Raw genomic sequence first — 25,307 nt, 5'->3', positions numbered from 1 at the left:
CTTCCCTTTGTCCTCAGGCGATTGCGGATGCAATATCGCTGCCCGCTACCGCTGGAATTCCTCTACCTGATGTAGCTGCCGCCATTGACGTCGAATGTCGCGCCGTTGACCGATGCCTGCGACGGGCGAAGCAGGAAGGCCACCAGTTCGGCGATCTCGGCCGGCTCGGCCATCTCACCGATCGGGATATCGCCGACGGCAGCATCCTTGCCGTGCCTTGCCACAAAATCCTCGGCCATATCGGTGCGCACCCATCCCGGCGCGACGGAGACGGCGACCACGCCGTCGCGGCCGAAGCTCCTCGCGATCGACTTTGTCAGATTGACCAGCGCCGCCTTCGTCGCCCCATAAGGCATGGCGTCGGCCGCGTAACCGCGCTGACCGGCGCGGCTGGCCATATTGACGATCCGCCCGCCGCCATGCTGCTTGAAATGCACGAGCGCCTCTTTGCAGAGATCCGCCGCCGCGAAGAAGTTCACCTGAAACTCCTTCTGCCAGGCCGCCCGCCAATCGGCCGGATCCGCATCAATCGAAATCTCGTTGCGGACCCCTGCATTGTTGACGACGGCATGGATCCTCCCCGCCGCCGAAAGCGCGTCGCGCCAAAGCGCGAAGGCGCCGTCCGGACTGGACAAATCAGCCTGAACGATCAAGCCGATTCCGCCGAGTTTGCCGAGCAGGGCTTCCGCACGCTGCCTGTCGCGGCCGTAGTGGATGACCGGCCGCGCGCCTTCCGCCGAAAGGCGCTCGACGATGGCTGCGCCGATTCCGCCGGAGGCCCCGGTGACGAGGACAGTCTGGCCGATGAGTGGTTGAAGGTTAGACATTGCAGGCTCCTATCCGAGCAGGCCGACCTGCGGCCCCCATGTGTCAGAGAGCGCAAAGCCGGCGGCGAAGGGATCGTCGTCGGACATGCGCAGCTGCTCGCGACCATAGACATAGGCGCGGCCGGTTATTCTCGGCAACACGGCGCGGCGGCCGCCCACCTCGGTTTCGCCGATCGCCTCCGCCAGGAATTCGCCGCCGATGATCGACCGCGACGTCCTCGAGTCTCCGACGGCGACCTCGCCGCGGGCATAGAGGGTCGCCAGATTGGCCGAGCTGCCGGTGCCGCAGGGCGAGCGGTCGACGCGGCCCGGCTGCAGCGTCGTACAGGTCCTGACCGTCCCGTCAGCCTCGCGGCCGCGGAACATCACATAGGCGATCTCGTTGACGCCGGTTAAAACGGGATGGGCGACCGAGACCTGCCCGGCAAAAAGCGACTTGAGCTCGATGCCGGCCTCCGCCAGCAGCCGGGCATTGGCCGGCGCGATATCGAGGCCGAGCTGGTCGACATCGACCAGCGCATAATAGACGCCACCGAAAGCGACATCGACCTTGATGCGGCCCCATTTCGGCGTCTCCACCTCCCTGTCCAGCGCTTCGGCAAAACTCGGCACATTGTCGAGGCTGACCGAAAGGCAGCGGCCGTCGCGACAGGCAGCGCGCGCGACGATCAGGCCGGCGGGCGTATCGAGGCGGACGATCGTCTCCGGCTCCGACATCGGTACCCGGCCGCTTTCGAGAAGGGCGGTGACCACGCAAATGCAGTTGCTGCCGGACATCGGGTGGGCGCGGTCGGCCTGCAGCACGATGAAGCCGGCGTCGGCATCGGCGCGGGTCGGCTCGACCAGCAGGTTCACCGACATGGCGACGCTGGCACGCGGCTCAAAGGTGACGAAGCGGCGCAGGCTGTCGTCGACCGTGTTGATGTGGTTCATCTTGTCGAGCATGGTCGCGCCCGGTATTTCGGGCGCTCCCGCCATGATGACCTTGCCGATCTCGCCCTGGCAGTGGACCTGCAGCAGGTCGAGGCTGCGGTTCCAGTTCATTCGGCCGCCTCCGGCTTGATGTACCAGCCCCAGGGATCCTCGCTGACGAAGCGGGTGATCTGCTTGGTCTCGAGATAGTTGTCGAGGCCCCAGCGGCCGAGCTCGCGGCCGATGCCGGACTCCTTGTAGCCGCCCCAGGGCGCTTCGGTGAAGGTCGGCTGCGAGCAGTTGATCCAGACGATGCCGGCGCGGAAGGCGGCCGCGACGCGCTCGGCCCGGATGTCGTCTTTCGACATGACGGCGGCGGCGAGGCCGAAGCGGGAATCATTGGCGAGTTCGATCGCCTCTTCTTCGGTCTTGAACGGCCGGATGCAGACGACAGGCCCAAAGATCTCCTCCACCCAGGCGGCGCTGTCGAGCGGAACCTCGGTCAGAACGGTCGGCTGGAGATAATAGCCCTTGTCGAATCCTTCCGGGCGGGCTCCGCCGCAGGCGACCGTCGCACCCGCCTGCCGCGCCGCCTCGATCGCCGCGACGACCTGCTCGTGCTGGCGCTTGGAAACCAGCGGCCCCAGGAGAACGCCCTCGTCCAGGCCGTTGCCGATCTTGATCTTCTTCGTTTCCTCGATCAGCCGCGCGAGCAGCCGCTCGTAGATGGCGTCCTGCACGAGGACCCGCGATGTCGCCGAGCAGACCTGGCCTTGATTCCAGAAGATGCCGAACATGATCCATTCGACAGCCTTGTCGATACCGGCGTCCTCGAAGACGACGAAAGGCGACTTGCCGCCGAGTTCGAGGCTGACCCGCTTGATGTCGCGGGCGGCCGCCGCCATGATCTTCGAGCCGACCGGCCCCGAGCCGGTAAAAGCGAGCTTGTCGACTTGTTTATGATCGATGATCGCCTGGCCGGCGACCGAGCCGGCACCGGTCAAAATATTGAGTACGCCGGGCGGCAACCCGGCTTCGTCGGCAACCGCCGCCAGTTCAAGCGCCGTCAGCGATGTCAGCTCGGCGGGCTTCAGCACCACCGTGCAGCCGGCGGCCAGTGCCGGGGCGACCTTCCATGCCGCCATCAACAGCGGATAGTTCCAGGGGATAATCGCGCCGGCGACACCGAGCGGCTCGCGCACCACCTTGGAGGTAAAGCGCTGATCGGGAAGCGCGATCGTCTCCTCGGGATTGTTGTCGAGCTGTTCGGCGAGACCCGCGTAGAAATCGAAGCAGCCGGCGGCGTCGGCGACGTCCCAATCGGCCTCGGGGAACGGCTTGCCGTTGTCGAGGACTTCGAGGCGGGCGATCTCGGCCTGGCGGGCGCGGATGCCATCGGCGATGGCCCGGAGATATCGGGCGCGCTGAGCGCCCGTCAACTTCGGCCAGCCGTCCTTGTCGAAGGCGCGGCGCGCTGCCTTGACGGCAAGGTCGACATCTTCGGCCGTTGCGGCGCCGATCGTCTGGATCACCTCTTCCGTTGCCGGGTTCGTCACCGTGCAGGTGCCGCCCTTGACCGGCTTCACCCACTGTCCATCAATGTAGAGTTCGCTTCGCATGTTCACTCCCTTTTGCCTTGCGTCAACGCCGCGCTTAGAAGCGGTCGACGCGATAAGGTTTCATGTCCACGGGCGGCTGGACGCCCGTAACGAGGTCGGCCATCAAGCGGCCGGTCGTGGCGGCATAAGTCAGACCGAGATGCCCATGACCCGTCGCGTACCAGACGTTGCGGCGCTTGGCGGATGGCCCCATGACCGGTACGGTGTCGGGCAGTGCCGGGCGGTGCCCCATCCATTCCGTCGCGCCTTCGGCCTTCAGCTCCGGCAACGCTTCTCGAGCGCGCTTCACCAGGATCTTTGCGCGCCGATAATCCGGCGGCGCGTCGAGGCCGGCCATTTCAACCGTCCCGCCGACACGGATGCCGCCTGCCGTCGGCGTCACCATGAAGGCGCGCGCCGGCCAGATGATCGAATGGCGCATCGAAATGCCGGGTTCCATGATCTGCGTGTGGTAGCCGCGTTCGGTTTCGAGCGGGATAGGCTCCAGCAGCAGGGCGGAAAGCCTCGCGGTGAAGGCGCCGGCCGCAAGCACCACCTTATCGGCCGCGACGCTGCGCCCATCCGCCAGGCGGAGGGCCGAGACGCCGGCCTCGCTTTGCTCGAAACCGGCGACATCGCCTTGAACTATCCTGCCGCCGAGCGCCTGGAACTTTTCGGCAAGAGCGAGGACGAGCTTGTGCGGATCCGTGATCGACCGATTGTCGGGAAAGAGCACGGCCTTGCCGATCTTCGTGGTCAAGGCCGGTTCGAGATCCCGGATGGCATTGCCGCCGAGAATTTCGTGCCGGAAGCCGAAACGCTCCAGGATGTCGATATGTTCGCGATCGGCCCTGAACTCGGCTTCGTCGGTATAAAGGCTCAGGCACCCCTCGGCCGTCAGCATATGCGTCAGCCCGGTCTCCTTCAGCAGCGCATCCAGGTCTTGGTAGACGCGCCGGCAGAGCACGGCACCGGCCGCCTCCAATTCCCTCAATTTTGAGGGGCGGCTGGCTGCCAGGAATCTCAGGAACCACGGCACGAGTTTCGGCAGGTAGCCGGGCCGGATGCGCACCGGCCCTTCCGGGTCGAGCAGCCATTTCGGCATCTGCGCCCAGATGCCGGGGCGCGAGGCCGGCATGAATTCGGTGACGGCGATGCTCGCCATATTGCCGTAGGAGGCGCCCATGCCGGGGGCCGCCCTGTCGAGCAGGGTGACGTTGTTTCCCCGGCGCTGGAGTTCATAGGCGATGGTGGCGCCGATAATGCCGGCGCCGACGATCACGATGGATGACACGGCGAACCTCGTAAATTCAGAGATCCCGGGGCGGTTCGGCCGCCCCGGCCTGTTCCTGCTACCAGTTGAGGATCGGCTCCATCGCCGCCCTGAACTCGGCCTTTTCCTCCGAGGTCAGCTCGCCGAGCGGCGCGCGGCACGTCCCCACGGGCAAGCCCTGAAGCTCGCAGCCATACTTGATCTTCTGCACGAACTTCCCGCTCTCCAGGATGTTCATCGCCCGATAGAGGGTTTTCATCATCTCGCGGGCCTTGCCCAGCTCTCCCGCCTTGTAGGTTCGGTCGAGATCGCAGCACGCCTTGGCCATGCAGTTGGAGGGGCCGCAGATCCAGCTTTCCGCGCCCCAGAACATGAAGTCGAGCGCGATATCGTCCGAGCCGCTGACGAGCTGGATCTTGCCCTCATAGCGGCTGGCGATGTCGATGGCGCGCTGCAATACGCCCGAGCTTTCCTTGATGCCGATCACCCGCGAATTATCGGCAAAATGATCCATCAGCTCGAAGCTGATGTCTGAACCATCCTTAGCCGGATAGGAATAGAGGACGAGGTTCACATCGACGGCCCCGAGCACGGTTTCATAGTGCCTGATCAGTTCCGCCTGGGTCGGACGGGTATAAAAGGGCGGTGCCAGCAGAACGGTGTCATAGCCGATATCTCTGGCGAGCGCAGTCTGCTCGATCACCTCGCGGGTCGCGGGCGCATTGGTGCCGGCGATCAGGATTTCGCCGGGCCTGGCAAACTCCTTGACGAACTGCAGCACGTCACGGCGCTCTTCCCTGGACTGGCTGAAATATTCGCCGGTCGAGCCGTTCGGCACCCAGCCGGTGACGCCTGCCTCGCGCAGATGCGTCAGAAGCTTCTCGAACGCCTTGAAGTCGATCTTGTTGTTCGCGTCGAAGGGTGTGATGAGGGCGGGCATGACGCCGGAAAGTTTCATGGGATGTCTCCTGTCCTGGGAACGACGGTTTTCAGATTGCGAGCTTCTTGAGGATGCGTCCCTCGATGAGGGAGACCGCCCGCGTGAGCGGGAAGGCGATGACGAAATAGATCAGGGCGACGACCGTCAGCACTTCGACGGGACGGGCGGTATTGTTGGAAATGTTCTGGCCGACGAACATCAGGTCCGCCATGCCGACGGCGGAGACGAGCGCGCTCTCCTTGAACAGGCTGACGCAGTTCGACAGCAGCGTCGGGATGGCCCGCAGCACCGCCTGCGGCAGCACGACGTTGACGACCTGAACCCTCTGCGGCAGGCCGAGGGCGACGCAGGCATCAAGCTGCTCCCGGCCGATGGATTTGAGGCTGGCGCGGAAGGTTTCGCTGGTGATCGCTCCCATGTAGAGCGTCAGCGCAATGACGCCCGAGGTGAGGTTCGAGAGCTCGACGCCGAGGATCAGCGGCAGGCAGAAGAAGATCCAGAAGAGCTGGATGAGCACCGGCGTGCCGCGGAAGAATTCGACGTAGACGCCCGCGACGGCGCGAAGGACGATGTTGCGGGACGTGCGGGCAAGGCCGACGAGGAAGCCGAGGGAGCATCCAAGCACGACGCAGATGATCGTCAGCTTGATCGTCATCCACAGGCCGAGCAGCAGCGCGTTTTCGAAGCGCAGCAGGATCGAGAAGTCGAGCGTCATCATGCTGGCCTCCTAGCTGACGAGGATCTGGCGGCGGCGTTCAAGCAGGCCGACGATCTGGGTTATCGGGAAGGACACGGCGAAATAAATGAGAGCGACAACCGTGAAGGTCTCGATCGGGCGATAGGTTTCCGTCGCCAGCGTCTTGCCCTGGTACATCAGGTCCTGGATCGCCACGATCGCGACCAGCGCGCTCTGCTGGAAGATGACGATGCCGTTGGTCAGAAGCACCGGAATGGAAGCGCGGAACGCCGTCGGGAAGACGATGTAGAGCACCCGCTGCAGCGGATTGAGACCGAGCGCGATGCCGGCGTCGAGCTGCTCGCGCGGCACTGCCTGGATCGAGGCCCGATAGGCCTCGGCATTGAACGCCATCAGATTGAGCCCGAGGGCCATGATGCCCATCGTCATCGGATCGAGGAAGACGTCGAACAGCATCGGCACGCAGTAGAAGATCCAGACGATCTGGACGATAGCAGGCGTGCAGCGGAAGAATTCGACGAACAGCATGAACGGCAGCCGCACGATCTTGATCGGGCTCATGATCAGCAGGGCCAATCCGAAGCCTAGAACGATGCCGATGATGTTCGCAGCCGCCGTCAGCTGCAGCGAAACCCACAGCCCCTGCAGAAGCGGGGCGATGGAGACCGCGTTGAAATCGAACGTGTAGTTCATCTGTGCCCCCTACTGCTTGATGTGGAAGACGCGGTCGATGAATTCCTTGGTGCGTTCCTCGCGCGGAGCGCCGAGCACCTGCTCGGGCGGGCCGTCCTCGACGACCACGCCGCCGGCACAGAAGATGACGCGCGACGCGATGTTCTTGGCGAACCACATGTCGTGGGTGACGATCATCATCGGCATGTCCTGGGCGGCGAGCTGCAGGATCACCTGTTCGACCTCGCTGACGAGCTCCGGGTCGAGCGCCGAGGTGACCTCGTCGAACAGCATCAGCTTCGGATCGAGCATCAATGCGCGGGCGATGGCGACGCGCTGCTTCTGGCCGCCGGAAAGCTGTGCCGGATAGGCATTGGCCTTGGCGCCGAGCCCGAAGCGCTCGAGCAGAGCCTGGGCGCGGGCGGTCGCCTTCGACTTGCTTTCTCCGCGCACTTTGCAGGGCGCGAGGATCAGGTTCTGAATGACGCTCAGATGTGGAAACAGCGTATAGTGCTGAAAGACCATGCCGATCGAGCGGCGGACATTGGTGTCGATCTGGGTCTTCCTGGCAGCGCCGTCGGAAGAAATATAGGCCTTGCCATCAAAACTGATCGAGCCGCTGTCGATCTGCTCCAAGCCCATCATCACCCGAAGCAGCGTGCTTTTGCCGCCGCCGCTCGGACCGATGACGACGACGCGTTCGCCGGGCTTCATTTCGATGTCGATGCCTTTCAGCACCTGGATTGCGCCGCCGCCATAGCTTTTGTGGAGCGCCTGCATTTTCACGAGGGGAAGGCTGAAGGACGTGGTCATGGCCAATCTCCGATGATCGAAGCTTGAAAGGGCCGGGGGGATCCTCGCACCGGCCCCGGCGAGGTTACTTCGCGCCCTTGAGGACTTCGTCGACGGCTTTGCGGATCAGCTCGTCGACATGGCCGGTGGCGACCCTCTCTTCGAGGAAGATATTGATCACTTCGACGTCGGCGGCCGAAAGCTGATGCGGCAGGCCGAAAGCGACACCCTGCTTGGCAAGGGCCGGCGTCGGGTTGAGCGCAACCGCCCAATCCGGGTTCGACTGGGTGAAGAGCTGGTTGGTGTCGGAGGCGTCGACCAGGATGTCGGCGCGCTTCGAGGTGACCGCCAGGCGGGTCTCGTCGTTGCCGGGCAGGCGCATGATCGTGGCGTTCTTGACCGCTGCGGAAATGGCCTTGTCCTGGGCCGTGCCTGACATGACCGCAAGAGTTACGCCCGCCTTGTCGATATCGGCCACCGAAGCGGCGCCGGCCGCGATCTTCGGATTGTTTTTATTGTAGGCGAGCGAGATCTGGTACTCCATCGCCGGGATCGAGAACTGCACGGCCATGGCGCGCGCCGGCGTCCGGTTGAGCGCGAGCGACAGATCCCATTTGCCCGCCTGCAGACCGGCGACGATATTGTCCCAGGTCGTATCGACAAATTCAGGCTTCACCTTGAGGACGTCGGCAAATTCCTTGCAGAGATCGGCGAAGAAGCCGGTGTACTCGCCCGTCGCCGGATCGCGCATGACATAGGGCGGCGCGACAGCCGCGCCACAACGCAAGGCGCCGGCCTTCTGCACGCCCTGCCAATATCCCTCGGCGGTCTGGGCTTGGGCGGCGGTTGCGGAAAGACCTGCCATCAGGGCGAGCGCGGGCATCGCCCGCAGGGCGGACGTTATCAAAGAAAGCATTGGGCATTCCTCTTTTGTTGTGCGCGAAGCGCGCGGTTCCACTCGTCGGCTCCGGCCGTTTCTGTTGTTTTCTTGTCGGCTGCGTGTCGACTGGCAAGAATATGTCAACAGCGTGTCGACAAAGTCAAGCGGAAAAATTACATTGCCGACACGCTGTTTTTCTGGCCCAATGGACCCGGCGTCGAGAGAAAGGGACTTAAGTGTCTGAAGAATCGGAAGTGAAACGCATCCGCGGGACCGGCTGGAAAAGCGTCTATGAAACGCTGCGCAACGAGATTCTGTCGCTCGCCCTGCCGCCCGGTCAGCTTCTCGACGAGATGACGCTGGCCGAACGTTTCGACATGTCGCGTTCGCCGGTGCGCGAAGCGCTGATCCGGCTCGGCGCCGACGAGCTGGTGGTGACGCTTTCCAACCGCAGCACGATCGTCGCGCCGATCGAAGTGGCGACCTTTCCGAAATATGTCGAGGCGCTCGACATCGCCCAGCGGATGAATACGCGGCTTGCCGCGGCACTGAGGACGGAAGCCGATCTGAAGATCATCGCCAAACGGCTGAAGTCGTTTGAGGCTGCGGTCAAGACAGGCAATCATCTCGCCATGTCGGAAGCCAACAAGGAATTCCACATGGCAATCGCCCATGCCGGAAAAAATCAGTATCTGGCCTCATTCTACGAGAAGCTTTTGTCGCAGGGCCAGCGCATGCTGCACCTGCATTTCGAATATCTGGAGCGGACGCACGAAGGCTATCTGCTGACCGACGAGCACACGCTGATGCTCGACGCCATCAGGGAGAAGAACGTGGATCTGGCCGACGAGCTCGCCCACGCCCATACGCGCCAGTTCCAGGATAATTTCATCAACTTCATGCGCGAGAACTACACGACGGATGTCGCGCTGGGACCGTTGCGGGCTGCGGAGTAACGACGTGATGATCAACAGCATTGGATTCGTCGGCACCGGCGCGATCACCGAAGCGATGGTTCGCGGGCTTCTGTCCGCACCGGCCTACGCCTCCGAGATCCACGTATCGCCGCGGAGCGCGCACATTGCCGCGACATTGGCCCAGGAGTTCACCGCCGTCAGGATTGCCGGGGACAACCAGACTGTCGTCGATCGCAGCGACATGGTGTTCCTGGCGATCCGGCCGCAGATCGCCGAGGAGGTCGTACGGGCGCTTTCGTTCAGAACCGGCCAGGTGGTCGTCAGCCTCGTTGCAGCAACCGAACGCCAGGCTCTTCTCGATTGGATCGGTGCCGACGTGCACCTCGTCCAGGCTATCCCCCTGCCCTTCGTCGCGCAGCGGCAAGGCGTCACCGCCATCCTCCCGCCCGATGCCGCCGTCGCGGCGCTGTTCGACACGCTCGGAACCGCCGTCCAGTGCCAGTCGAAAAAGGAATATGATCTGCTCGCGGCGGCGAGCGCAATGATGTCGACCTATTTCGGCATCATGGAAACCACAGCCGTCTGGCTGGAAAAAAGCGGCCTCGAAAGGCCGAAAGCAAATGCCTACATCGCGCCGCTTTTCGCAAGCCTAGCGCAGAAGGCCAACAGCCCAGGCACAGAGCCGTTCAGCGCGCTAAGCCGCGAATTCGCCACCAAGGGCGGATTGAACGAGCAGGTTCTTTCCGACGTCGACAAGAAGGGCGGCCTTGCCGCGCTGACCGCAGCGCTCGACGGCGTGCTCGCGCGTATCGAGGGCCGCAGCAGCTGAAGCGCATGCACCCTAAGCGAAAATCCCTGACCGTCCTTTTCACAGTCGCCGCGATTTTGAACCAGACGATTTTGGCGCGCGCCGAAGCGGTGGAGCGACCGACCATTTCCGCCATCATTCTCTCCGTCTCACCTCGGACCGTCCGTTGGGCCACCGTCCACATGGCTCCCGATCCCGGGGAAGACGATCCCTATTACCACGTCGAGGTGATCGAGAAGGAGCGACGCGCGCCGCCGTGGCAATTCAAACGGCTTGCCACCCATGTCGTGGTCACGGCCGATGCGTTGAACAGGAGCCGCTCGCGACAAAAAGCCAGGAGCTATTTTTACAAGGATATCGAATTCCGGATCGCCTACCAGAACTGGCGCGTGCAGCCTCGCCCGCAGCGGGAGGCGGGTGTTTGCCGCACGACCATCCTCGAATGCGTCGGCATCGCCGGCAAGCGTGACTGATTCCGCTCCACCAACGAAAATTCGCGGTTGCAAAAATCGAAGAAATGCAATTTAGCTCTGGCGATGAGTCAGAAAACTACTTTTGCTAGAGAAAATATCCTCGCCCGGCCCCCGGCGGCGGGGTGGCCGAATGTCTCCGGCCTGCCGGCTCCGGCCGATCCCGATCGCGTCACCCCCAATTAGCTGATCTGACGAACCGTGACGTCCCGGCCGCTCTGCGAGCAGAGCGCGGCGGGACATATTCCATGAATTTCCCCGCATCTACTTTCAACACAAGGACATCTCCATGAAGCATCTGCGCAATTTCCACCTGATGATGGCAAGCACCGCGTTCCTGACGCTGGCCGGCCCGGCGCTCGCCCTCGACGGCGCGGATATGATGAAGAAGCTCAGCGCCGCAACCAATGCCGGCGGCACGGTCATCACCTTCGAGAAAGCCGAAGTCGACGGCGACACGGTGACGGCAACAGGCGTCCAGGTGGGATTTGCGAGCCTGCCCGGCGACACGCTGAAGATCGGCGACCTCACCTTCGAGGGCGTCGAGGAAAAAGAAGGCGGCGCCTATTACGCCAAGACCCTTTCCTTCCCGGATGTCGACGTCAGCCAGGAGGGAGGACGCTTTTCCGCCAAGGAGATTCTGTTCACCGGCCTGACGATTCCCGCCAATGCGACCGGCGAGACGCTGGACGATATCCTCCTCTATGAAACCGCCAGCACCGGGCCGATCGCGCTCAACATCAAGGGCAAGGATGTGCTTGCGATCGAAGGCGTCGAGGCAAACATGGGGCGCCAGGACGGCGGCTTTGCCTACGACGCCAACGTCGCCGGCTTCAAGGCCGACCTGTCGCAAGTCGAGGATGCGGCTGCGAAGGAGGCCATCGAGAAGCTCGGACTGACGACGCTCGACGGCAAAATGACGATGAAGGGAAGCTGGGAAGTCGAAAGCGGCAAGGTTGTCCTCGACGAATATGCTTTCGATTTCAAGAATGTCGGCCGGCTGAACTTCGCCGTCGATTTCTCCGGTTATACGCTCGGCTTCATCAAGTCGCTGCAGGAGGCGGTCAAGACAGCCGAAGCCAATCCGAACAAGGAAGAGGCCAACCAGGCCGCCGGACTTGCGATGATGGGGCTGATGCAGCAACTGACGTTCAACAGCGCCTCGATCCGCTTCGACGACGCCTCGATCACCAAAAAGGCGCTCGACTATGCCGGCGCCAAGCAGGGCGTCACGGGCGACGAACTGGCACAATCGCTGAAGGCGCTGGTTCCGATGATGATGGCGCAACTCAACATGCCGGAACTGCAAAACCAGATATCGGCGGCTCTCAACACCTATCTCGACGGGCCGAAGAGCCTGACGATCAGCGCCGCGCCGGAAAAGCCCGTTCCCGTGCCGATGATTGTCGGTGCTGCCATGGGTGCGCCGAACACCATTCCTACGGTGCTCGGCGTCAAGGTATCGGCGAACGACTAAATCGAGATCAACTGCCGGAGGCGGGTCCTTACCGATCCGCCTTCGGGATCATCATTCCGAAACCACTGCGCGCATTTTCTGAAATTGCGTTAAAACGTCGGCGGCGTGCAGGCGCTGATAACCTCGCAGGGCACCGGTCCGACGCAGCGGAACCGATGCGGGCGCCGACTTTCGAAATAATAAGCGTCCCCCGGCCCAAGGATACGCCGCTCGTCGTCGACCGTGACCTCGAGTCTTCCCGAGAGCACGATCCCGCCCTCCTCCCCTTCGTGAACAAGGGGAATTTTTCCGGTGTCGGCACCCGGCTGGTAGCATTCCTTCAGTATCTGCAGGCTGCGCCCGAACAGGGTTTCACCGACTTGCTTGTAGGAAATGGCGCCCTTGCCGATCTCCACCAGCTCCTCGGCGGCGTAGAAGGCCTTTTTCGGACGCTCCGGTTCGAAGGCGAAGAATTCCGCCAGCCCGATCGGAATGCCGTCGAGAATTCGCTTCAGCGCTCCGACCGAAGGGTTGGAGGCGTTCGATTCGATCAGCGAGATCGTCGAGTTCGGCACACCGGTGCGTTTGGCGAGCTCACGCTGGGAAAGCTTGTGGGCGATGCGCAGGTGGCGAAGGCGGCTGCCGATGTCGACTGACATGATGGATCCGTTTGCGTTGTCCAGAATACCCCAAAATCTATCTTCTTCACTGTTCAATTTCAATAACTTGCATCGGCAAAGAAAAAGACTTGTTTGAAGGATAGAAATTGCCATTCTCCAGGCGATTTCAAAGGAGGCCAGGATGGACCAGATCAGCAAGACGAACGCGCCCGTACTCGAAAATTTCTGGATGCCGTTCACCGCCAACCGGCAATTCAAGGCCGCGCCGCGCCTGCTGGCCGCTGCCGAAGGGATGTATTACACCGACGTCGATGGAAACCGGGTGCTGGACGGCACGGCCGGGCTCTGGTGCTGCAACGCCGGTCACGGCCGCAGGAAGATCGCCCAGGCGGTCGAGCGGCAGCTTGCCACGCTCGACTATGCGCCGACCTTCCAGATGGGGCATCCGATCGCCTTCGACTTCGCCGCAAAACTCGCCGCCAACGCACCGGGCGGGGCTGACGCCAAGCTCGAGCGGGTCTTTTTCACCGGCTCGGGCTCGGAATCGGTCGACACGGCTCTGAAGATCGCCATCGCCTACCAGCGCGCGATCGGCCAGGGCACGCGCACCCGGATCATCGGCCGCGAAAAAGGCTATCACGGCGTCGGCTTCGGCGGCATTTCCGTCGGCGGTCTCGTCAACAATCGGCGCGTCTTCCCGCAGATCCCGGCCGATCACATGCGCCATACGCTCGATATCGAGCGCAACGCGTTTTCGAAGGGGCTGCCCGCCCATGGCGTCGAACTGGCGGATGATCTCGAGCGCCTCGTGCAACTGCACGGCGCCGAAACCATCGCAGCCGTCATCGTCGAGCCGATGTCGGGATCGGCCGGTGTTGTCCTGCCGCCGAAGGGTTATCTGGAAAAGCTGCGCGCCACTGCCGACAAGTACGGCATCCTGCTGATCTTCGATGAGGTCATCACCGGCTTCGGCCGTCTCGGCACGCCTTTCGCGGTGGATTACTTCGGCGTCGCGCCCGATCTCGTCACCACGGCGAAGGGCCTCACCAACGGCGCCGTTCCCATGGGCGCGGTCTTTGCCAGCCGCAAGGTCTATGACGGGCTGATGGTCGGACCGGAAAATGCGATCGAGCTCTTCCACGGCTATACCTATTCCGGCCACCCTGTCGCCTGCGCCGCCGGGCTCGCAACCCTCGAAATTTACGAGGAGGAAAGCCTGCTGACGCGCGCAGCCGAGCTGGCCGACTATTGGCAAGACGCCCTCCACTCTCTGAAAGGCCTCGCGCACGTCACCGACATCCGCAACCTCGGACTGGTCGGCGCGGTCGAACTGGCGCCGCGTGACGGCGCTCCCGGAACACGCGCCTACGACGTCTTCGTCGACTGCTTCAACAAGGGACTGCTGATCCGCGTGACCGGCGACATTATCGCCCTGTCTCCACCGCTGATCATCGAGAAGGACCAGATCGACACGCTGGTCTCGACGCTTGCCGATGCCCTGAAACGCGCGGCTTAAACCGCGCGCCGTTCGAGACCTTACGACAGAAAGCAACAGCTCCGGCATGCGCCGGAGCGATGAGAATCCACGCTCTGCCATGCACGAGGTCGAGACGTAAACATTTATTAACCCGTCGCACCCCAAAATCTGGGTTAAACGTTAACGCAACAGCGAGTTGGGGGACCGATGGGGTGCGTATCAATTGAAAGCCTTTGCCGCTTCAGAAACCTCTCCGAGGTTCCGTCCCATCGGCAATTGCGCAACAGCGAACTGCTGGAACAACTGAGAAAGGCCGTCGATTTCCGCTACATCGCTGTCGGCGGGCTGGATCTCGAGGGATATCGGATCGGACGGGGCTGCTCCATCGATACGGATATGCCGCCCGCCTATATCGACAGCTACTTTGGCGAAAAACTGGGTCTGTCCGACCCGCTTGTCGTTCAGTCTCTTCACAGAACGACACCACTGACGGAAGAAGAAGCCTTCGCGATCATGGCCCCGTCACAACGCTTGCGGTATCTGTTGCGATCCTACGGGATTGGGCAGCGGGTGCAGATTCCGCTGTCCAGGCATGGCGTTGTCTATGGCGGCGTCTGCTTCACCCGAGAAAAACCGTTCACGGCAAGCGAGCTGGAATTGCTTGTCTTCTTTTCCGAACCTTTGCATCGGGCGATCACCAAACCGCTGATGGACCGTTTTGCGGCCGGCGCCCTTCGCCTGACCAGCGGCGAACTGCGCTGCCTTGAACTCGCGGGAAAAGGGCTGACGAGCGAGGAGATCGCCGATGCGTCCGACTACCGCACCGAGACCATCAACAGCTATCTGAAGAGTGCGACGAAGAAGCTCGGGGCGGCCAATCGCGCCCATGCGATCGCCGAAGCGATCCGCCGTCAGCTCATAAGCTGAGACTGGGCACTCCCGAATCATGACATGGCTCGGAGAATCGGGGCCGCCTGTTGCTGTTTTGAGGTACGCGGCAGCGGGTTGCTCAAGGCTGCTTCGTTCAAAAAATCGCAGAGCGTATCCAGATACCGAAAAATTTGACGAAATCCATTTCATGAGCCGGCTTGGTTAACCGCAAATAAACCAACTATCCCAAATTTGGGGTCATCGATCAGGCGGGTGGACGCCGAGTTCCGACATGACGGCGGGCTTCGATGTGATTGAGGCACGTGCCCAATCACGGTTTCCAGTCTTGAGGTCAAGAATGTCGAGTCATTCCCATATGCATGCCAGCAGCAATCCCGCCCACGGTTACGACAGCGGAGCCGCCAAAACCAAAAGCCGCAGCGTCGAACGCCGTCTCGATTTCATGCAGCTCGACCAACAGGGGCGCGCCGGCATCCGCGCCCTGAAGACGCTGATCGAACGCGAGCTGCCGCACGGGCTGGACAAATTCTACGCGCAGCTTCGTAAGAGCCCGGAAGTCAGCCGTTTCTTTTCGACGGAGGAGAACATCGCGCGGGCAAAGGGCGCGCAGGCGGGCCATTGGGTCAATATCGCCGACGGCAATTTCAACGAGGATTACGTCGCCAAGGTCAAGACGATCGGAACCGTTCACGCCCGCATCGGGCTGGAACCGCAATGGTATATCGGCGGCTACGCCATCATTCTCGACCATCTGATCAACAGCGCCGTTGAGGAGATCTTCCCGAAGGGCGGGGTGTTTTCGAAAAAGACGATGAAGCCGGCCGATTTCGGCAAGGCGCTGGCGAGCCTCGTCAAAGCCGTCATGCTGGACATGGATCTCGCCATTTCCGTCTATATCGACGAGGCCGAAGTCGCCAAGCAGAAGGCACAGGCGGACGCGATCGAGGCGGAACGGCAGCTCGTCTGCTCCACCTTCGGCAAGGCCATGGCGGCCATTGCCGCCAAGGACGTCAGCTATCGGATCGACGACGATCTGCCGGCGGCCTATCACGCCTTGCGCGACGATTTTAACAATGCGCTGAAACAGCTGTCGACGACCATCGAACAGATCAGCGGAGCGGCCTCCCAGATTAATGCCGGATCGCAGGAAATCCGTTCCGCTGCCGACGATCTCGCCAAGCGCACCGAGCAGCAGGCCGCCTCGATCGAGGAAACGGCCGCGGCACTCGAAGAGATCACCACCACCGTGAAAGACTCCAGCCGGCGCGCCGAAGAGGCCGGCCAGTTGGTTGCCAAGGCCCGCATCGGCGCCGAAAAATCGGGGCAGATCGTCCAGCAGGCGGTCGCCGCAATGGGGGCAATCGACAGTTCGTCGCGGGAAATCTCCAATATTATCGGCGTCATCGATGAGATCGCCTTCCAGACCAATCTTCTCGCGCTGAATGCCGGCGTCGAGGCCGCCCGCGCGGGAGAGGCAGGAAAGGGCTTCGCCGTCGTTGCACAGGAGGTTCGTGAACTGGCGCAACGGTCTGCCAAGGCGGCGAAAGAGATCAAGGGGCTGATCAACAATTCGGGCGAGCAGGTAAGAGCCGGCGTTTCCCTGGTTGGGCAGACCGGCGAGACGCTGACGGTGATCGTCGACGAGGTCCAGGAGATCGACCGGCACATCGGCGCCATCGTCAGGGCGTCGAGCGAGCAGGCAACGGCGCTCCACGAGATCAACACCGCCGTCAATGCCATGGATCAGGGTACCCAGCAAAACGCCGCCATGGTCGAACAATCCACCGCCGCCAGCCACGCCCTGGTTCGCGAGGTCGGCCATATCGCTCAGATGCTCAGCGCGTTCAACATCGGAAAATCCGCAGCGTCCCAGATACGTCCGGCCAGGCAGGGAACCGGGTCCGCAACGGCTGAATCACCGGCGCGCGCATTGCGGGCGAAACTCGGCGCCGTCTATCCGAGCCATGGCAACACCGCCATCGCGAGCAGCGAATGGGAGGAATTCTGACGCTGCCGGCCGGTCCCCGGCCGTAGCACGCTGAAGAACCCACGCAGCTGACGCGAAACACATGATGCCCATGACCACCGCCGGACACGCGGCTGGTCATGGGCGCCTCGCCTCGATCAACCCCTCAGCGTCTGCGACGGCAGCTCACCGAAACGCTTCTTGTATTCGGCGGCAAAACGCCCGAGATGGGTAAATCCCCATCTGAGCGCGATATCGGCGACGGCCTGCTTCGCACCGGATTCGAGCAGGTCGCGATGGGCAGCGACCATCCGGATTTCGTGGAGGTAGCCGATCGGAGTGGTATTCCTGAACTGCCGGAAACCCTGCTGCAAAGTCCGAATGCTGACCTTGGCTGCCGTCGCAATCTCGCTGAGCGAGATCGGTTCGGCGATGTGCGCGTGCATGAAATCGATGGCCCATTTTACATGGCGTGGAGCCGGCGCCGGTGCAGGAAGCGCCAGCTCGTTCGAATAGCGATGGGGAAAGTTCTCGAGAAGCAGATAGATCGTCGCGTCGCAGAGCGCGCTGACGGCCAGCGGCGACTCCTGCAACAGCCCGCCCCCGCCAAGTCCGCGATGCAGGTTCGTAACGAGATGTTGCAACAACAGCCCCGGGCCGGTCGTCAGATCGATATGGGGATGAAAATCGGCGTCACCGGTGATCGTTCGTTCGAACATATGTGTGAGGTGCCCGTTGATCCTCGCCTGATCGACGAACAAGCCGAGATGGCGGCGACGGCCGAGCAGGCGGGCGCCGGTGGCGCGACCTGCTCCCAGAATGGCGCCGCGACCGGGAACTGAATGGATCGGCTCCTGCCCGTCACCGAAGACCGCATCTCCCTCCACCGGCAGGAATATGATCACCTTGCTGTTCGGCGCCTCCCGCCTGAGCGAGATCGCGCCCTCATAGGCGCAATCGGCTATGGCCAGATCTCCCGCCGAGACGAAATTGCAGCGATATGCGATGGAGGCATTGGCTTGCGCCGCAGCCTTGATCGGAGAGGTCGAGGTCGACAATATTTCCGAGAGGGCATCCGGGTCCGTTCCGCTGTATGCCGTTTCCGAAAAGATCGGGCTCTGCGCCGCCGGATGGTGGAGGAAGCCGCCAGCGGCATGTACCTCGGAATTAACGGACATTCACGACCTCGAGTTGAATTCCTGTGAGTAATAATCGATTCCCGTAGATAAACGCTTCTCTTTTTGCGTTCTCTCGTTTGGATTTCAGGCGTAGCGACTGATCGCAAGATCCCGCGCGTCGATCTCAGGCGTGCGGGCGCCGACGAGGTCGCTGATCAGCCTTGCCGAGCCGGTGCTCATGGTCCAGCCGAGCGTGCCGTGACCGGTATTGAGGAAGAGGCCGACGATCTTCGTCGGACCGATGACCGGCGTGCCATCCGGAGTCATCGGGCGCAGACCCGACCAGAAGGAAGCCTTGGACACATCGCCGCCGGGAAAGAGATCGGTGACGGAATGTTCCAGCGTGCCGCGGCGGGCGAGGCCGAGATCGTTGGTATAGCCTGATATTTCGGCCATGCCGCCGACGCGGATGCGGTCGCCGAGCCGGGTGATGGCGATCTTGTAGGTTTCGTCCATGACGGTCGATTCCGGCGCGCGCGACGTGTCGGTGATCGGGATGGTGAGCGAATAGCCCTTGACCGGATAGACCGGCAGGCTAATGCCGAACGGCTTGAGCAGCAGCGGCGAATAGCTGCCGAGCGCAACCACCACCGCGTCCGCGCTCATCCGTTCGCGCTCGCGATCGGTGATGATCCCGCGCACCCGGCCGGCTTCGACGTCCAGGGCCTTGATCGTCGTGCCATAGGCGAAGCGGACGCCGAGCGCCTCGGCTTTGGCGGCCAGCGCATTGGTGAATTTGAAACAGTCGCCGGTCTCGTCCTTCGGCGTCAGAAGGCCGCCGACGATCTTGTCGCGCACGTGCCTCAGCGCCGGCTCGACACGAATGCAGCCGTCCTGGTCCAGCACCTCATAGGGGATGCCGTCGGCGGCCAGCGCCTTGACGTCCTTGGCCGAGGCCTCGAGCTGCTGCGGCGTGCGGAACAGCTGAAGGGTCCCCTGCATGCGTTCGTCGTAGGCAATGCCGGTCTCCGTGCGAAGCTCGGCGAGCGCGATGCGGCTGTAATCGGCAAGGCGCAGCATGCGGCTCTTGTTGATTGCGTAACGCTCGGAGGTGCAGTTGGACAGCATCCTCGTCATCCAGGCGAGCATGGCCATGTCGAATTTCGGGCGCAGGATGAGCGGCGCATGTTTCATGAACAGCCATTTCATGGCCTTGGCAGGAATGCCGGGGGCTGCCCAGGGCGAGCAATAACCGAAGGAGACCTCGCCGGCATTGGCAAAGCTCGTCTCCAGCGCCGGCCCCGATTGCCGGTCGACGACGGTAACCTCATGACCTGATTTGGCCAGCTGATAGGCGGATGTGACGCCGACGATACCGGCACCCAGAACGATGACTTTCATGATTTCCTCAAGAACAAAGCCGGCCGGCTCTCAGCAATAGTGCCTGTCGTAACGATCGCCCAGACCGGTTAGTATTTCGTAAGATATCGTTCCGGCGTCGCCAGCCACGTCTTCAAGCGTCTGGTTGGGGCCAAGCACTTCGACAAGGCTGCCGAGGCCCAGCGCCCCTACGGGCAAGGCCGTGATATCGACGGTCGCGCTGTCCATCGACACGCGCCCCACGATCGGCAGACGGATGCCCTTGTGATAAACGGCGCCGCAGTCGCCGAGACTGCGCGGCAGGCCGTCGGCGTAGCCGGCGGCGATGGTGGCAAGGCGGGTTTCGCTGCGCGTCACATGCGTGCCGCCATAACCGATCTTGGCGCCTGAAGGTACGGTGCGCGTCTGCACGACGGCGACGTCCAGCCTGACGACCGGCTCCATCGGGTTCGTGCCGCCGGCACTCGGTGCGCCGCCATAAAGGGCGATGCCCGGGCGGGCGAGCACGCCATGATAGGCATCGCCGAGAAAGACGCCGCCGGAATTGGCGAAGGAGATGTCGAAGCCCGGAAATTCATCGGCAATGCGCGCCATCTCGGCAAACTGTTCGCCGTTCTGGCTGCTCTCCAGGTCGTCGGCGCAGGCCAGGTGGCTCATGATGAACAGGATTTCGACATTGGCGCCGTCGCGAAGGGCCGCGGCCAATTCGGGTCGCTCCTCCTCGGGAAAGCCGAGCCGCGACATGCCGGTATCAAATTGCAGAACGGCCGGAAGGCAGCGCTTCAGCCGGCGCGCGGTCGCCGACCACTGCCGCCACTGCGCGAGCGAATTGAGAACCGGAACGATGCCGCTTTCGGCGCAGGCGACCCCATTGCCGGGCTGCAAGCCATTCAGCACGAATATCTGGGCACCCTCGGCAAGGGCCGGCCGCAGCCTCACGGCCTCGACGAACTGGGCGACGAAGAAGTGCCTGCAGCCCTGATCGTAGAGCGTTTGGGCGACCCGTTCGGCACCGAGGCCATAAGCGTCGGCCTTGACGACGGCTCCCGCGCGGACCGGCGCCAGCATCGATGCAAGCTTCGAATAATTGCGGCCGAGTGCTGCAAGATCGATCGTCAGATAGCCCGTGGCTCCCTGCGTGATCGTCGCGGTGCGTGCGCGGGAAACCAAAATATCGCTATCCATGTCCACCCCATCTCGATATCAGCAGCTTATGAAATAATGAGCGAAATTGCCGATGATTTTGTCGTTGATTATTGCACGTATTGGATATTATTCGCATAATCAGCCAAGATGTGAAGGATACCGTCATGCCCGCCCTCGACACGGTCGACCGCAATATCCTCAGGCTGTTGCGTCTTGACGCGCGTATGAGCAACGCCAAGCTCGCCGCCGAGATAGGCCTTTCGCCGTCGGCCTGTCTCAGACGCATCAAGATCATGGAAAAATCAGGCGTGATCCGTGGCTATACGGCGCTGGTGGACACCGGCAATGCCGATGAGATGATCGCCGTGATCATCAACATTACCCTCGAGCGGCAGACGGAGGACCATCTCGACCGCTTCGAGGCGGCGGTCCGCCGGCATCCCGAAATCCGCGAATGTTTTTTGATGACGGGCGGCTCCGACTACCTGCTGCGCGTCGAGGTTGCCAGTGCGGGCGAGTTCGAACGCATCCACAAGGAGATCCTGTCGACCTTGCCCGGCGTTCTCAGGATCCATTCCAGCTTCTCGATCCGCAACGTTCTGGCGACGCGCACCCGAGGCAGGCGCTGAACCGCGATCCCACTCTCATATCAATTCAAGCGCCGTGGCCTTGGCAACCGCTTCGCTCGTCGTGGCGACAGTCAGCTTCCGGCGTGCCGAGGCGAGATAGAGTTGCACCGCACTCACCGAAATGGACAGGCGGGCACAGATCTGCTTTGCCATTAGGCCGCTGGCCGTCATTTCAAGACATTGCAGTTCGCGGCGCGACAATTGCGGAAAATCCGCAATCTCCCTCATGCCCGACAGCACCATGACCCTGTCATGGAGATGGTGGGCGAGAAACTGGAGGTCGCGCATGCTGTCCATGCGGAACTGCCGCCAGTAGGCGTCGGGATGATTGGAGGTCACGGTAAACAGCGATCGCTCCCCCTGAGGTCCCCGCACCGGCAGGGTAACGCCTTGCCGGCCGACACCGAAGGCCATCGCCTCCTTGAAGAAGCCATAGGCTCGGCCTGAATCCCATTTTGATGCGGACCATTCCACGGGCAGGAAGCCGCGCCGGCCGAGACGCACGACGGGATCGATACTGAAGTAGTCCCGGTCACGATATTGCTTCACCCACTCGGGCGGGTAGGTCAGCATCAGCAATGGATTGCTGTCCGCCATCCCCGAGGAGCGGGTCACATGCAGAACCATGTGCGATATCGCATAGATGTGGCGGACTTCGTCCAGCGTCGTTTCCAGATCCTGCAATGTCGGCGATGCGGAGATCCGGTCCAGACAGTAGAAAAAACGAGAACTGCTCAGCATGAGATGGACTCGTGGTTGCGTGATTTCATGACTGCTCGTAATGGTAACATTTCGCGACTACCGAGAACAGCATATTTTTTGGCAACCATGGCGCGACGTGAAGAACAGATTAAAGACCGACGAGACCCTATCCCATGCCGGGCGGCGGGACAGTGACTGCGCTTACCGCATGCCGCCATCGACAAGGGCTCCGGCAGGATAGGGAGAGGCTTGCTCCAGAAATCGGGACAGGTTGGCCCGAAGTGTTCGACAATTCTCCGCCGTCACATCCCATAGTCCGACATACAGCTTGCCGATCTCGGGCCGGGATCGGGCAAGCGGCGTCGGCCTCCAGCCGATCCTGCGGTATACGGCGACCATCGCGACGTCATAGACGCCGACAATGCTCTCGATACCGGTGTCGAGCGCAAGATCGCAAAGCCCTGAGAGCAGCTCCGTGGCGACTGCGCGCGATTGCTCCATGTGTCCGGCATGCGGATGAAGGCAAAAGCGGGTACATTCCCAGGTCGTCGGGCTATCGACGTCGATAGGCTGATCGAAGAAATGCCGGAACTCGCTTTTGAGCATCGTCGCTCCCGTGGTCGGCAGCAGGCGCAACGAACCGGTCAGCGTGCCGGAAGGTCGCTGCGTGACGAGATAAACGGGATCTTCGGCCTCGTCGTATCGGTCCCTCTCCCATTGATCCCGGACATCGACCTGCCATCCCAGCCGATCGCGAAAAACGGCGGCACGAGCCCGAAACATTTCATCGAAAGCACGTCGATCGGTCTCGAGCATGTCTTTGGTGAGTATCCGCAACATATCCGTCCCTCCTGATGTTCTGACGTTTCACAACAGGAGGCCGAGCGGGCGCAATCTGGATATTTCACCAGGTTGACCGGTGCTTGGCTTTGCCGTCCCCTTCCATAAGAAGTTTCTGATGTTCGTCGATCGAAAGCTCTTGGTAATTGCCAATTTTAACGCAACAACGGGGAGGATTGTTGATGACCCACGACATGGCACGCGGCAGACGTATTCGAGAGGCGATATCCCGCGGCAAGTTCCGGAAAGTTCACGCCCTGGCGGCCGAACTGGACGTGTCCGTCGCCGCCGTCTCACGCTGGCAGAATGGCGGTCATACCTCGCTGGAAAGCGCCTGCGCGCTCGCCGACCTGCTGGATGTCTCCCTCGACTGGCTGCTGCTCGGGCGCGGCACGATGGACTGGCATAGGAACAGCGCGATCTCCGCCACGGAATTGCAAATGGTACTGGCGTTGCGCAACCGGTCTGCGGCAACACGCTCCAATCTCGTCGGGCTGGTCGAATCCATCCCGCCGGAGCACCCGTAACGCCAAGCGCAATTCCCTGGGATTTTTTGACCTGAGGTCAACACGTTTAGGTTGATAAAAAGCAGATCCTCGACGATCTTTCTAGTTAAAGGTTCAGCGGCGGCGAGGGCGGGGCGGCGGGCGGCCAGCCACCCTGCCCCTCGCCGCAGAGACCTTGTGTTCACTCTCAACGCCCATTCGGCCGCAATATTTCTCCCATCCGGGTCCGGAATATTTTCTCGATCTGGTCCCGGCAAGTCTCAACCGATTTTGGAGTCAGTCGATGACAGTTGCGCTGTGGAGTCAGTCAATGACGGGTGCGAACCCGGCCCATATCGGCGCCAATGCGCCGACAGTCAAACCGAGGCCTGCCTTCGCGCAGACCGATCTGGTCGCTTTGTCGCGCTATTTTTCTCTTCTGATGATGCGCAACATCACCAGCGATGGCTATGTCATCGAGGATCCCACATCGCCCGGCGTCTTCTCTGCCCCCGGCTGCGTCATCGCCGCACCCTCCTATCCAGCGAACACGCCTGGTGTCGACCAGGACTATGTTTTCAACTGGGTCCGCGACGGGGCGATTACGGCCATCGAGATCGCGCTTGCCGGCTTGCTGCCTGTTCCGGGCGGAGTTTTGCCGAGCCTTGTCGACTACGTGAACTTCGCCGCGCTCTGCCAGGCGAATGCGAAGAATTCCGACACCGTCACACTTGGCCACGCCTGCTTCACCATCACCGGCGAGGTTCGTCCGTGGTCGGAGCAGAATGACGGGCCGGCCATTCAGTCGATTGCGATCCTGACCCTGTTCGAACAGCTGGATGGCGCCACGCAGACGATCGCCAAACAACTGGTCCAGGCCAACCTCGCTTATCTTCTCGAAGTTTACCAGAACAAGACCACAAATCTCTGGGAGGAATATGAGGGCTATTCGTTTTTCGCAAGAGCCGTACAGCTGCGCTTTTTCCGGGAAATTTCCACAAACACGATCGGTATTGCCGTGCCTGCCGGGGTGGCCGATGCCATTTCCTGGCTGGAAAGCCAGCTGGCCAGCCACTGGAACGGGCAGCTCTATGTGAGCATTCTGGATGCCGCGGCGGAGCAAGCCGGTTACGACGCGAACATCGATATCGTCTCTTCGGTCTGCTATGGCGGCATCGAGCCGACCGATACGAAGCTTCTGGCAACGGCGGCCATCCTGCGGCGCCAGTGGGCCGATCCTTCGTCTTCGAACTATTACCCGGTCAATGGCGCCGACGCGGCCAACGGGCTCGGACCGCTCTTCGGGCGCTATCCAGGCGACCATTACGATGGCGATGTGGCCGCTCCGGTGGTTGGCGGGCATCCCTGGGCTCTGTGCACCGCCAACTTCGCCGAGTTTCAATATCGGCTTGCCAATGCCATCGATTCCAGCGGCGCCATCCCCCTCGATCAGTTCTCCGAACCCTTCTTCGCGGAACTGGGACTTGGCGCATCGAGCAGCGCCGCCGACGCGTCGGCTGCCTTGCGGGCTTCGTCCGACGTCATGCTGCGCGCCATCGTCTATCACAGCGATCACTATGAGCTGAGCGAACAGTTCGATGGAACCGTCGGCTATGAGAAAAGCGTCCGGAATCTGACCTGGAGCTATGCCTCCTTCCTCTCGGCCGTCAGAGCCCGCTCCGCCGCCGCCCCGGCCGCCAAGTCCAAACCCCGAAACTCCCGCGGCCCGAAATCATGACGATTTCAGGCCGTCCGGCCTGAAATCCCGATTGCGTCCAGAACGGCATGATCCGCAAAGCCTGAAGCGGCTT

The 25,307-nt window shown here is 62.1% G+C and carries 25 protein-coding genes; 10 read left to right on the top strand and 15 right to left on the bottom strand.

Features of this window, described 5'->3' with window-relative positions; genetic code table 11:
• Positions 1–62: 62 nt before the first annotated feature.
• The 9 genes from CO655_RS10840 to CO655_RS10800 all read right to left on the bottom strand — a co-directional run bounded on the left by CO655_RS10840 (position 63) and on the right by CO655_RS10800 (position 8,627).
• Positions 63–827, bottom strand: coding sequence for an SDR family oxidoreductase (locus CO655_RS10840; protein WP_097664653.1), 765 nt, complete (start codon positions 825–827; stop codon positions 63–65).
• A 9-nt stretch (positions 828–836) separates the two neighbouring features.
• Entirely contained in the window at positions 837–1,871 is a 1,035-nt protein-coding gene (locus CO655_RS10835) for a proline racemase family protein (protein ID WP_097607243.1), read from the bottom strand.
• Positions 1,868–3,358 (bottom strand): aldehyde dehydrogenase family protein, encoded by a 1,491-nt coding sequence (locus CO655_RS10830; RefSeq protein WP_097664683.1) that lies wholly within the window; start codon positions 3,356–3,358, stop codon positions 1,868–1,870. The genes CO655_RS10835 and CO655_RS10830 overlap by 4 nt, the downstream gene beginning before the upstream one ends.
• A gap of 34 nt (positions 3,359–3,392) precedes the next feature.
• Entirely contained in the window at positions 3,393–4,631 is a 1,239-nt protein-coding gene (locus CO655_RS10825; protein WP_097664652.1) for an FAD-dependent oxidoreductase, read from the bottom strand.
• A 58-nt stretch (positions 4,632–4,689) separates the two neighbouring features.
• On the bottom strand, positions 4,690–5,568 hold the full coding sequence (locus CO655_RS10820) for a dihydrodipicolinate synthase family protein (protein ID WP_097607246.1): 879 nt from the start codon (positions 5,566–5,568) through the stop codon (positions 4,690–4,692).
• 31 nt (positions 5,569–5,599) lie between these two features.
• Positions 5,600–6,268: an amino acid ABC transporter permease gene (locus tag CO655_RS10815; RefSeq protein ID WP_176539234.1), complete on the bottom strand. Its 669-nt coding sequence runs from the start codon at positions 6,266–6,268 to the stop codon at positions 5,600–5,602.
• 9 nt (positions 6,269–6,277) lie between these two features.
• A complete protein-coding gene (locus CO655_RS10810) occupies positions 6,278–6,940 on the bottom strand; it encodes an amino acid ABC transporter permease (RefSeq protein ID WP_064807820.1) in 663 nt (220 codons plus the stop codon).
• 9 nt (positions 6,941–6,949) lie between these two features.
• The gene (locus CO655_RS10805) at positions 6,950–7,732 is read right to left on the bottom strand and encodes an amino acid ABC transporter ATP-binding protein (protein WP_097581121.1); all 783 of its coding nucleotides are present in this window, start codon (positions 7,730–7,732) and stop codon (positions 6,950–6,952) included.
• 64 nt (positions 7,733–7,796) lie between these two features.
• Positions 7,797–8,627 carry a transporter substrate-binding domain-containing protein gene (locus tag CO655_RS10800; RefSeq protein ID WP_097607247.1) on the bottom strand — a complete coding sequence of 277 codons (831 nt, stop codon included), beginning with the start codon at positions 8,625–8,627 and terminating at the stop codon, positions 7,797–7,799.
• Positions 8,628–8,827: 200 nt separating this feature from the next.
• Between CO655_RS10800 and CO655_RS10795 the strand changes: the two genes are divergently transcribed.
• The 4 genes from CO655_RS10795 (at position 8,828) to CO655_RS10780 (ending at position 12,263) form a co-directional block, all read left to right on the top strand.
• Positions 8,828–9,547 carry a GntR family transcriptional regulator gene (locus tag CO655_RS10795; RefSeq protein ID WP_010031835.1) on the top strand — a complete coding sequence of 240 codons (720 nt, stop codon included), beginning with the start codon at positions 8,828–8,830 and terminating at the stop codon, positions 9,545–9,547.
• 4 nt (positions 9,548–9,551) lie between these two features.
• Positions 9,552–10,337 carry a pyrroline-5-carboxylate reductase gene (locus CO655_RS10790; protein ID WP_097664650.1) on the top strand — a complete coding sequence of 262 codons (786 nt, stop codon included), beginning with the start codon at positions 9,552–9,554 and terminating at the stop codon, positions 10,335–10,337.
• 5 nt (positions 10,338–10,342) lie between these two features.
• Positions 10,343–10,789, top strand: coding sequence for a DUF5086 family protein (locus tag CO655_RS10785; protein ID WP_010031833.1), 447 nt, complete (start codon positions 10,343–10,345; stop codon positions 10,787–10,789).
• Between the two features lie 286 nt (positions 10,790–11,075).
• Positions 11,076–12,263 carry a hypothetical protein gene (locus CO655_RS10780; protein WP_010031832.1) on the top strand — a complete coding sequence of 396 codons (1,188 nt, stop codon included), beginning with the start codon at positions 11,076–11,078 and terminating at the stop codon, positions 12,261–12,263.
• Between the two features lie 89 nt (positions 12,264–12,352).
• On the opposite strand, the gene CO655_RS10775 is transcribed toward CO655_RS10780, so the two are convergent.
• Positions 12,353–12,901 carry a cupin domain-containing protein gene (locus CO655_RS10775; RefSeq protein WP_097607251.1) on the bottom strand — a complete coding sequence of 183 codons (549 nt, stop codon included), beginning with the start codon at positions 12,899–12,901 and terminating at the stop codon, positions 12,353–12,355.
• 142 nt (positions 12,902–13,043) lie between these two features.
• Between CO655_RS10775 and CO655_RS10770 the strand changes: the two genes are divergently transcribed.
• The 3 genes from CO655_RS10770 (at position 13,044) to CO655_RS10760 (ending at position 17,238) form a co-directional block, all read left to right on the top strand.
• Positions 13,044–14,378 carry an aspartate aminotransferase family protein gene (locus CO655_RS10770; protein WP_097664649.1) on the top strand — a complete coding sequence of 445 codons (1,335 nt, stop codon included), beginning with the start codon at positions 13,044–13,046 and terminating at the stop codon, positions 14,376–14,378.
• A gap of 306 nt (positions 14,379–14,684) precedes the next feature.
• Complete coding sequence (locus CO655_RS10765; RefSeq protein ID WP_245423783.1) at positions 14,685–15,266, top strand: LuxR C-terminal-related transcriptional regulator; 582 nt, start codon at positions 14,685–14,687, stop codon at positions 15,264–15,266.
• Between the two features lie 301 nt (positions 15,267–15,567).
• Positions 15,568–17,238, top strand: a complete 1,671-nt coding sequence (locus CO655_RS10760) for a globin-coupled sensor protein (protein ID WP_097664647.1) — start codon at positions 15,568–15,570, stop codon at positions 17,236–17,238.
• A gap of 116 nt (positions 17,239–17,354) precedes the next feature.
• Here the strand turns inward: CO655_RS10760 and CO655_RS10755 are convergent, their stop codons facing one another.
• The 3 genes from CO655_RS10755 to alr all read right to left on the bottom strand — a co-directional run bounded on the left by CO655_RS10755 (position 17,355) and on the right by alr (position 20,879).
• Complete coding sequence (locus CO655_RS10755; protein WP_097607255.1) at positions 17,355–18,374, bottom strand: AraC family transcriptional regulator; 1,020 nt, start codon at positions 18,372–18,374, stop codon at positions 17,355–17,357.
• An 84-nt stretch (positions 18,375–18,458) separates the two neighbouring features.
• Positions 18,459–19,715 (bottom strand): D-amino acid dehydrogenase, encoded by a 1,257-nt coding sequence (locus tag CO655_RS10750; protein WP_097607256.1) that lies wholly within the window; start codon positions 19,713–19,715, stop codon positions 18,459–18,461.
• Between the two features lie 30 nt (positions 19,716–19,745).
• Complete coding sequence (gene alr, locus CO655_RS10745) at positions 19,746–20,879, bottom strand: alanine racemase (protein ID WP_097664646.1); 1,134 nt, start codon at positions 20,877–20,879, stop codon at positions 19,746–19,748.
• Positions 20,880–21,004: 125 nt separating this feature from the next.
• Between alr and CO655_RS10740 the strand changes: the two genes are divergently transcribed.
• Entirely contained in the window at positions 21,005–21,469 is a 465-nt protein-coding gene (locus tag CO655_RS10740; protein WP_010033371.1) for an Lrp/AsnC family transcriptional regulator, read from the top strand.
• Positions 21,470–21,484: 15 nt separating this feature from the next.
• On the opposite strand, the gene CO655_RS10735 is transcribed toward CO655_RS10740, so the two are convergent.
• Positions 21,485–22,210 carry a LuxR family transcriptional regulator gene (locus CO655_RS10735; RefSeq protein ID WP_010033374.1) on the bottom strand — a complete coding sequence of 242 codons (726 nt, stop codon included), beginning with the start codon at positions 22,208–22,210 and terminating at the stop codon, positions 21,485–21,487.
• Positions 22,211–22,372: 162 nt separating this feature from the next.
• Positions 22,373–23,011 (bottom strand): acyl-homoserine-lactone synthase, encoded by a 639-nt coding sequence (locus tag CO655_RS10730; protein ID WP_010033377.1) that lies wholly within the window; start codon positions 23,009–23,011, stop codon positions 22,373–22,375.
• 182 nt (positions 23,012–23,193) lie between these two features.
• On the opposite strand from CO655_RS10730, the gene CO655_RS10725 reads away from it, so the two are divergent.
• Complete coding sequence (locus CO655_RS10725; RefSeq protein ID WP_020919472.1) at positions 23,194–23,538, top strand: helix-turn-helix domain-containing protein; 345 nt, start codon at positions 23,194–23,196, stop codon at positions 23,536–23,538.
• A 262-nt stretch (positions 23,539–23,800) separates the two neighbouring features.
• The gene (locus CO655_RS10720) at positions 23,801–25,234 is read left to right on the top strand and encodes a glycoside hydrolase family 15 protein (RefSeq protein WP_097664645.1); all 1,434 of its coding nucleotides are present in this window, start codon (positions 23,801–23,803) and stop codon (positions 25,232–25,234) included.
• Positions 25,235–25,307: the final 73 nt, after the last annotated feature.

Source organism: Rhizobium sp. M1, assembly GCF_002531805.1.
GTDB lineage: Bacteria > Pseudomonadota > Alphaproteobacteria > Rhizobiales > Rhizobiaceae > Rhizobium > Rhizobium etli_C.
The sequence above is the reverse complement of the archived record's forward strand: the minus strand, read 5'-3'. Positions and strand labels throughout refer to the sequence as shown.